The sequence below is a fragment of the Staphylococcus sp. GDX8P54P genome (assembly GCF_017893165.1).
Lineage (GTDB): Bacteria > Bacillota > Bacilli > Staphylococcales > Staphylococcaceae > Staphylococcus > Staphylococcus borealis.
In genome coordinates, this window is record NZ_JAESMM010000024.1 from 46022 (window position 1) to 53114 (window position 7093).

The 7093-nt window shown below is 33.9% G+C and carries 6 protein-coding genes; 3 read left to right on the top strand and 3 right to left on the bottom strand.

Features of this window, described 5'->3' with window-relative positions; all coding sequences use genetic code 11:
• Positions 1-13: 13 nt before the first annotated feature.
• Genes KA909_RS09255 through KA909_RS09265 form a run of 3 tightly spaced genes read right to left on the bottom strand, consistent with a single transcriptional unit; the run spans position 14 to position 3076 of the window.
• A complete protein-coding gene (locus KA909_RS09255) occupies positions 14-1897 on the bottom strand; it encodes an FtsX-like permease family protein (protein ID WP_210130122.1) in 1884 nt (627 codons plus the stop codon).
• Positions 1887-2645: an ABC transporter ATP-binding protein gene (locus KA909_RS09260; RefSeq protein WP_193839817.1), complete on the bottom strand. Its 759-nt coding sequence runs from the start codon at positions 2643-2645 to the stop codon at positions 1887-1889. The genes KA909_RS09255 and KA909_RS09260 overlap by 11 nt, the downstream gene beginning before the upstream one ends.
• 23 nt (positions 2646-2668) lie before the next feature.
• Positions 2669-3076, bottom strand: coding sequence for a YxeA family protein (locus KA909_RS09265; RefSeq protein ID WP_193839816.1), 408 nt, complete (start codon positions 3074-3076; stop codon positions 2669-2671).
• Between the two features lie 351 nt (positions 3077-3427).
• Here KA909_RS09265 and lepB point away from each other — a divergent pair, with 351 nt between their 5' ends.
• The 3 genes from lepB to KA909_RS09280 all read left to right on the top strand — a co-directional run bounded on the left by lepB (position 3428) and on the right by KA909_RS09280 (position 6901).
• Positions 3428-4003: a signal peptidase I gene (gene lepB / locus KA909_RS09270; RefSeq protein WP_053030309.1), complete on the top strand. Its 576-nt coding sequence runs from the start codon at positions 3428-3430 to the stop codon at positions 4001-4003.
• 418 nt (positions 4004-4421) lie between these two features.
• Complete coding sequence (locus KA909_RS09275) at positions 4422-5489, top strand: zinc-ribbon domain-containing protein (RefSeq protein ID WP_193839815.1); 1068 nt, start codon at positions 4422-4424, stop codon at positions 5487-5489.
• Entirely contained in the window at positions 5489-6901 is a 1413-nt protein-coding gene (locus KA909_RS09280) for a zinc ribbon domain-containing protein (protein WP_210130123.1), read from the top strand. The genes KA909_RS09275 and KA909_RS09280 overlap by 1 nt, the downstream gene beginning before the upstream one ends.
• Positions 6902-7093: the final 192 nt, after the last annotated feature.

A 7093-nucleotide genomic window follows, 5' to 3' on the forward strand; every position in this document is an offset into this window, starting at 1 on the left:
TTCTTCTTAATCATTATATAGCGTGTTTTACAATTCGATTTGCGTGAACAAACGATATCACAGCAAAGATAAGATACACAAGTGAATACACAATCATCACAATGATAATTGGTGTTGGAGAAAATTCTCCCATCAGTTTCATAAATACTAGTGCTGCAAATAAGGCGTGTAGTAACGCGATAATTAAAGGTAAACCAAAGTTGAATAATATCTTTAAGGCCAAACCTTTCATCATATCAGTATATGTGAAACCGATACGTCTTAAGATCCGGTAATTGTTAATTTCATCTTCAGTTTCGTCCATTTGTTTAATATAAATAATGCATCCAGCTGCGATTAGGAATGCTAATCCTAAGAATGAAGTCACAAACATTAAAATACCGTTACTTTCATCAAGCATTTGTTTTGTATCACTTTTCAGCGCTACAGTTGGACTCACTTTTTTAGCTAATTTTTCCGCTTTTGATATGTCTTGGTGATGTTTAATATCGAAACCATAATGATGTAATAATTGATCTTTCAGTTTCAATTTATTGTAAACGTCTGGACTCACTTTTAATACGGGACCACCTATAGACACATTTGATGGGATGACTTCATTGTCATTTTTTTGATTTACAAGTAATGTCACTTTCTGTTGGCCTTGAAGTGTCATATCATTATCTGTATGAACACTTACCATACCTGACAGTGGACCTTGTGTATTCGTAATTGTAGCATGGTTACCTTTGATTTGCGCATCTGACATAACAATGACACCAGCATTTTGTATACCGTTAGATGTTTTACTTTTTAATACATCATTTTTGAGCAGTTTCGTGTTACTTCCCTCTAATGTTTTAGTGTCATATTGAATATGATGCTGTTTTAATAATTGCTCGTATTTTTGAGCTGATTGCGATTTAGTAAAGTTAATGTCTTGAGGAGATGATGTTTGAATCATATAATCCGTATTGGCTTTACTAATTGCACCAAAACATAGAATCGTTACCGTTATTGCTGAAATAATCGCGATAATTGTTAGTGACATCGCATTTTTCTTCATGCGGTGCATAATAGATGATGTAAATACAACATCTGTAATTGAAACACGACCATGTTTTGATTTTTTCAGAGATTTAAATATGATAGATACTGAACTTCTAAAGAATAGATACGCTCCTACAACAGTTAGAAATAAAATGAGAAAAGGTGTTACTAAGGCCATCGTTAATCCTTGGAATTTGCCAAACATTTCAGTGGAGATGTAATAGCCTAAGATAATCATGACAATGCCTAGAATACCTGCAATAAGTTCAGGAACAGTAATTTTTGATTTAGTAGCTTCTGATTTTGTACTATCTTTCATCATTGACAGTATCGTTCTTCTTTTTAGAAAAAGGTAGTTCTGAAACATAATCAAGATAAATGCGAGTATAAGCATTACTATTGTTTGAATTAATGCAGGTAATTCAAATCCTATCGACACGTCTACTTTTAGATGCATCATTTTCACTAGAATATTAAGTAAAAGTTCGGAACCAACAATGCCTACTAAAATACCTATGATACCTGTGATAATAAAGAAAGTAAGCTGTTCAATTGCTAGCATTCGTAAAATATTTTGTCGTGTTAAACCGATGAGTTGAAATAATGCAAATTCACGTGTTCGACGTTTAATAAACAATTGGTTCGCATACATTAAGAAAATGATAATTGTAATAAATAAAAACACTGCGCCTACTTTAGCACCCTCTTGTATCACTTTTGGAGAACCACCGTTATTGATACTATGCGTATACTGCAAAGTGACAAAGCTAAAGTATAAAATAATACTAAAGATTAATGAAAAGAGATATAGTGCATAATTTTTAAAATTACTTTTTAAATTTTTGAGTGTAATCTGATTAAATGTCATTTGCGACACCACCTAAGGCAGACTGTAATTGAATAATTTCATCATAAAATTCACGTTTTGACTTATGTTCTTGGTGGATTTCTGAATGAATATGTCCATCTTTTAACATAATGACACGCTGTGCGAAGCTTGCAGCGGATGGATCATGAGTTACCATAATAATGGTACTATCGAATTGTGCATTCATTTCTTCAAGACGATTGAGTAAGTCTTGCGCACTTTTCGAATCAAGCGCGCCAGTTGGTTCATCCGCAAAGATGATCGATGGTTTATGAACGAAAGCACGTGCTGCTGCGGTACGTTGTTGTTGGCCACCTGATATTTCACTTGGATATTTATTGCTTAAATCATAAATACCGAGTGCTTCCGTTACTTCTTTATAATTGTGTTCCATTTCATCTTTACTCACTTTTTGAACAGACAACGGCAACATGATATTTTCTTTTACGGTTAACGTCGGTAACACACTGTAATCTTGGAAGATAAATCCGAGTTCTTTTTTGCGAAATTGTGCTAATTGTTTGTCCTTCAGCTTATTAATTTCATTGCCACTTACTTCGACAGTGCCTCCAGAAATACTATCGATCGAACTAATGACGTTGAGTAACGTCGTCTTTCCTGAACCAGAAGGGCCCATTATGGCGACGAATTCTCCTTTGTCCACTGAAAAGTTAATGTCGTTTAGCGCTTTATATTTTTGTTTATTTCCATATACTTTTGATAAATGATTGACGTTTAAAATTGGCATGTCCATCGCACTCCTTGTTCGTTTTATAATTTTTCTTTTGCTTGAGTTGGAATTTCTGATTGTTTGACTTCTTCATATGATGTAATAGTGTGAGATTTTTCACTTACAACTAGGTAATGATTCGTTTTTAATTTTTTAGATGCTGTATAATCAATCTTTTTAGCTTTACCGTCTTTGGTGTAACCTGTTTGGTTGTAATGGTAGATATAGAAGTCTTTTTCCTTATCAACGACTTCTACGTTTGATGGTTTTTGTGTCTTAACATAATAGTTATATGTTGGTGCTACGGGGTTCAATTTATTCCAATCATTGACTGCACGATTGTTAGGGTGTTGATTGGAATAGGCATCTAATCCAAATAATCCTCCAATTATGACAATTGCAATAATAACGACTGCAATGACTGTATTTCTTAAGGTTTTCAATATCATCACTCCTTATTTCTATTACATTTATAATTGTAGGAAGATTGCGTCAGTACTGCCTTTATCTAACCTTACAAAGTCGTCGTTATTTCTTACGAATATGAAAGATTGACTTTATTTTTGAAAATAAAAGTGAGAAGGCACACTTAAATGTAATAACTTGAATAGTAATCATCTAAGAGGTTTGTTACGATGAGGCTAACAATATGTTAGAGAAGACCTCATGATAGCATGCGGTGTCTTTAGTAAGAACTTGAGGGTAATAACGTTACCGGATTTAAAGATGAGTGAAACGACTTTGCAATGATTTTGTGATAAAGTAAGTTATGTTTATAAAAGATGATAGGCGGGGTTTAATTGAAAAAAGAGATAATTGAATGGATTGTAGCCATTGGTGGCGCACTTTTAATTGTAGGTATTGTATTAAAGTTTATCGGCACATCATACACAGTATCAGGGTCGTCGATGTATCCGACTTTTCAAGATAGAAATAAAGTGATTGTAAGTAAAATTTCTAAAACATTGAATCACATTGATAATGGTGATGTTGTTGTCTTCCATGAAGATGCACAACGTGATTTTATTAAACGTGTGATTGGTACGCCTGGTGATAAAGTAGAGTACAAAGGTGATCAATTATATGTGAATGACAAAAAGGTATCAGAGCCGTATTTAGATTATAATAAGAAACACAAACAAGGTAAGTATTTAACTGGTACATTTAAGACAAGCCAAGTGAATGGTGCTGACGGTAAGAACAAAATCCCTAAAGATAAATATTTAGTTTTAGGTGATAACAGACAAAATAGTATAGATAGCCGTTTCGCTGAAGTTGGTTTAGTAGATAAAGATCAACTTGTAGGTAAAGTTGTATTAAGATATTGGCCATTTAATAAATGGGAAGCTGGCTTTAACCCAGGTACATTCGAGTAAATAAAAATAGAGTATAGTAGTAGTTTTGGGAGTGGGACAAAAATTAAAATAATTTCGTTGTCCTGCTCCCAACTTGCATAGCTTGTAGCATTTCTTGATGAAATTCTCATTGCTAGGGCCCCTGCCCGTATGGATGACTAGATTTGAAAAACGCTTGATTTAAGCGCATTTTGAAATCAGTCCGCTACTGCCAAAATGATAACGAGGCTGAGACATTTTATTTTGTCCCAGCCACTTTTTTATTTCAATATTAAGCAAAGCAATATTTAGGCAAATGTATAAAATGCATATGTCGAAATATTGCTTTTTGGAATATATAATTTTTTTGATAGAAAGTTTAAAATAATGTAGAAAACAATACAAAATAAATGATATACTTTTTGAAGATTTAAAAAATTAAAAATTGGAGGGAACACCTATGCAATGTCCAAATTGCGGAAGTGCAATCGAGCCTAACGATTTATTTTGTGGCGAGTGTGGCCATAAAATAGATAAACAGTCCCAAACGGTTAATTCTGCTGAGAAAGATATCTCAAATGCAGAGGCGAATGGGCGACGATACGATACAAGTGCATCATTGGGAGAAGAACACGTAACGACATCAAATCATAATGAACAATTATCTAGAACAAACAACACAACACAAGATAAACGTAATAATGACGAAGACAAAGTGATAGATAACCAGCATGTATCTGAAGATCATTCAACAACACAACAACATCAAATGCATCAGCCACAATCAAATCAACAACCTCACAACAACGCATCACATACATATCACAGTCAACAACAATACAACGAGCCGTATTCAAACTATCAACAACCACAACAATCAAGCCAATTTAGTGAACATGCAAAAGAAGTGACAGAAGAAAGTAAAGGTTTCTTCAGAAGTGCTTTCGCAGCACCTGACCAAGTTCTAAAAAGCCAACAAGCATTTAGTTTTAAATTGTTATTTTCTTTACTCGTTATTGGTTTATTAGTCATCGCATTGTTACTTGCGATTGCAATACCTTCAACAATTGGTTTATTTGCGACACCTAAGAGTCAAATTATCTTTTCGATTATTGTAGCCATCATTTTATTCTTAGCGGTTATCGTAGGTGCGACGTATGGTATCACACGTTTAGTAGTGAGACAGCCAATTCCATTCAGAAAAGTATTGTCGGATTTTATATTGATCAATAGTGTTTCAGTCGCAGTATTAGTACTTGCATTGATTTTAATGTTTGCTAATTCTTATGGATTTGGTGGCGCATTATTTATGCTATCCATCTTGTTAATTGTTATTTCAGGTGTGTACATGATTGCTAAATATAGTGCCAATCATCATACGCGCTTTTCAAGTTTTTATGGTGTGATTATTTACATTATTGTTTTCTTCTTATTTGTAACGATTTTTGGGGAATCTTTATTTAACCAAATCTTTGCTAACTTAATCAGTGAGTTCAATAATCTATTTGATGGGAGTTCGATCTACTAATGAAATATTGTAGTAATTGTGGGCAACCGCTTCGTGAAGGTGTGAAGGTATGTACAAATTGTGGTAAGCCTGTTCACCAATCTAAGTCGAATAGCGCTAATACACAACATGATCATAACCAAAATCAGCATAACCAACGTCGACAAGATATGCATGAACAACATTTAAATCAGGAATACAATAATTATAATCAGCAAGGTTATGTCCCTAGACATGATCAACAACCACGTAAAGGCGATAATAAAAAGATGTGGATTATTATTGCTGTTATAGCTGTATTACTTATCGCTTTAATCGTTGCATTTTCATTATTAAAAAATCAATTTTCTCCGGAAAAGCAAGCATCAAATATTGCACAAGCAATCAAGAAAGACGACGAAAAAGCATTAGCCAAAGAAGTTACGACACAAAACGATCAAAAATTAAGTCAGGAAGAAGCACGCGCGTATTTAAATTATATTAAAACAGAAGATGATTTAAATAATGTTGGAAGCAATGTAGAACAAAGTGCGAAAGAAATTAAAGATAATCGCTTCAACAATTTGTCTGTCGATGCTAATGGGAACAATGTGTTAAATATTTCTAAGGATGGCAAGAAATTCTTATTCTTTGATAATTACACATTTAATGTTCCACAAAAATCCGTTAGTATTTATCCAAGTAGTAGTGGAGATATTACTTATGAGTATAATGGTAAAAAACGCACGACAACAGTTTCTGAAGATGAAGAAAAAACACTTGGTACGTTCCCAATCGGTGATTACAATTTAAAAGCCACGAAAGATATTGATGGTAAGAAATTCAAAGGGGCGTTAATGATCAATATGAGTGATAGTAATATTGCTTATGAATCATTTAAACAAAAACGTTTCACAGTTAGCGTTGATGGTGGTTATATGTTAAATAACGTAAAAATATATGCGAATGATAAAGAAATTGGAAGTGAAACATCTTCTGAGACATATGGACCATATGATCCTGATGAAGAAGTAACGGTGTATGCACAAGGCACATATGAAGGTAAAACGTTTAAATCAGATTCAGTGAATGTGACAAGTGCTGGAGACGACGATGATGATGTCACAGACGTCACAGTAACGTTTGATGATGATGAAATTGATAACTATATCGATGATAAAATGGATGCAGATAGTGACAGCGATGATTCTGATTCAAGTTCAGAAGAAGTAACGCGTGACAATGTCATTGATAAAGTAGAATCATATGAAGGTCATACATTAGATACGGACACTTACACATACAAAGAACCAGAGAAAACAGATGACGGCAAATGGGGCTTCTCATTTACTGATAAAAATGGAGATTTAGCCGGTTCTTATACCGTTGATACGGATGATGGTTATGTAACAGAATACGATGAAGACGGGGAAGAAGTCGGTTCAGGTTATTAATGATTTAATAGCAATAACAGTCTGGAACATAAATAATATAATAATGCTAATTAGCAAATTCGCAGTAGCTGACTGAACTGAGAAGGCGCTTAAATCAAGTTTTTCTCAGTTCTAGTCATCCTTGCGGGCGGGGCCCCAACAAAGAGAATTTCACTAAGAAATTCTACAAGCAAAGCAAGTTGGGAGTCGGGG

What these genes read in the sequence shown, in the direction of transcription:
- KA909_RS09265 (WP_193839816.1), bottom strand. Translation starts at nt 3,076, where the DNA reads ATGATATTGAAAACCTTAAGAAATACAGTCATTGCAGTCGTTATTATT.
- KA909_RS09275 (WP_193839815.1), top strand. Translation starts at nt 4,422, where the DNA reads ATGCAATGTCCAAATTGCGGAAGTGCAATCGAGCCTAACGATTTATTT.
- KA909_RS09260 (WP_193839817.1), bottom strand. Translation starts at nt 2,645, where the DNA reads ATGCCAATTTTAAACGTCAATCATTTATCAAAAGTATATGGAAATAAA.
- KA909_RS09280 (WP_210130123.1), top strand. Translation starts at nt 5,489, where the DNA reads ATGAAATATTGTAGTAATTGTGGGCAACCGCTTCGTGAAGGTGTGAAG.
- KA909_RS09255 (WP_210130122.1), bottom strand. Translation starts at nt 1,897, where the DNA reads ATGACATTTAATCAGATTACACTCAAAAATTTAAAAAGTAATTTTAAA.